General features: G+C 77.8%; 2 protein-coding genes. Both read right to left on the bottom strand.

What is annotated here, in order from left to right:
- On the bottom strand, nucleotides 1–1,270 hold a 1,270-nt coding region (locus ACTUAL_RS15935; protein ID WP_440900815.1), incomplete at its 3' end, for an RsmB/NOP family class I SAM-dependent RNA methyltransferase.
- Nucleotides 1,267–1,879, bottom strand: a 613-nt coding sequence (locus tag ACTUAL_RS15930; protein ID WP_440900814.1) for a methionyl-tRNA formyltransferase, incomplete at its 5' end; no start/stop codon positions are given. The genes ACTUAL_RS15930 and ACTUAL_RS15935, both read right to left, overlap by 4 nt.

Here is a 1,879-nt window from a genome sequence, read left to right as displayed (position 1 = left end):
CCGTCTCGGCCAGGTGCGGCGAGCACACCACGTACGCCACCACGCCGCCGGGCCGCACCAGCTCCAGCGCGGAGGTGAGCAGCTCGCGCTGGAGCTTGGCCAGGCCCGCCACGTCGGACGGCTGGCGGCGCCACCGGGCCTCCGGGCGGCGGCGCAGCGCGCCCAGGCCCGTGCAGGGGGCGTCGACCAGGACGCGGTCGTAGCCGCCGTCCAGGCCGGGGTCGCGGCCGTCCGCGACGCGCACGTCCCCCGGAAGGCCGATGGTGGCCTTGCGGATCAGCTCGGCGCGGTGCGGGGTCTTCTCGACCGCGTCCAGGGTCGCGTCCGACAGCGCGGCCAGCGCGCCGAGCAGCGCGGCCTTGCCGCCGGGACCGGCGCACAGGTCCAGCCAGCGCTCGTCCGGGCCCTCCAGCGGGGCCCTGGTGAGCGCGAGCGCGCACAGCTGGCTGCCCTCGTCCTGCACGGCGGCCAGGCGCTCGCGCACCACGTCCAGGTCGGCCGGGTCGCCGCCGTCGGCCAGGTGCACGCCGTACGGCGAGTACGGGGCGAGGTCGCCGCCGGTGATGGCGGCCAGCTCGTCCGCGCTGATCTCGCCCGGTCGGGCGATCAGGTGCACGATCGGGCGGGTGTCGTCGGCGGCCAGCGCGGCGCGCAGCGGCTCGCCCCGGCTGCCCAGTGCCTCGGCGAAGGCCTGCGCGACCCAGCGCGGGTGCGCGGTCGACATGGCCAGGTAGCCGATCGGGTCGCTCTCCTCGTCGGGGGCGACCTCGTCGATCCAGCCCGCCTCGTCCTGGCCGGTCACCCGGCGCAGCACGGCGTTCGCGAAGCCCGCCGCGCCCGAGCCCCGGTCGGCGCGCACCCGGTCGACCGTGGAGGCCACGGCCGCGTGCGCGGGCACGCGGGTGCGCAGCAGCTGGTAGGCGCCCAGGCGCAGGGCGTCCAGGACGGCGTCGTCGATCTCGGCGAGCGGGCGGTCCGAGCAGGCCGCGAGGACCGCGTCGAGCAGGCCCTGCGCGCGGGCCGTGCCGTAGGCCAGCTCGGTGGCGAGGGCGGCGTCGCGGCCGGTGATGCGGCGCTCGCGCAGCAGGCCGGGCAGCACCAGGTTGGCGTAGGCGTCGCGCTTGGTGACCGCGCGCAGGGTGTCCAGCGCGGCCCGGCGGGCCGGGTCCTCCTGCGGCGGGCGCTCGGGGCCGGGGTTGCGCTTGGGCGGGTGCGGGCGGCGCGGCCGGGAGGGCCGGGACGACCGGGGGGACGAGGTGTTGCCGTTCATGAGATGCGCTCTCCAGGCTCGATGCGGACGCCGCGCGCCCAGTCCGTTGCGGCCATCCGCTTCTTGCCCTGCGCCTGCACCTCGCCCAGCCGCACGGGGTGCGTGGCGGTGCCGACGAGGACGCGCTTGCGCTCGACCTTGATCTGTCCGGGGGCCAGCGGCTCCGCGGGGTCCTCCACCGGGGTGACGGGCCCCAGCTTGAGCCGCTCACCCCGGAACTCGGCCCACGCGCCCGGCTCGGGGGTGACCGCGCGGGCCAGCCGGTCGAGCGCGGTGGCGGGGGTGGTGAAGTCCAGGCGGGCGTCGTCCACGCCGATCTTGGGCGCGTGGGAGACGCCCTCGGGGGACTGCTCGACGGCGCGCAGCGTGCCGTCCTCGATGCCGTCGACGGTGGACAGGAGCAGGCGCGCGCCGGACTCGGCGAGGCGGCCCAGCAGGTCGCCGGAGGTGTCGCGCTCGCCGACGCGCTCGGTGACGACGCCGAACACCGGGCCCGCGTCGAGCTCCTTCACGATGCGGAAGGTGGAGGCTCCGGTGATGTCGTCGCCGTGCCGCACCGCGGCCTGCACCGGGGCCGCGCCGCGCCAGGCGGGCAGCAGGGAGAAGTGC

Source organism: Actinosynnema sp. (assembly GCF_052038725.1).
The sequence above is the reverse complement of the archived record's forward strand: the minus strand, read 5'-3'. Positions and strand labels throughout refer to the sequence as shown.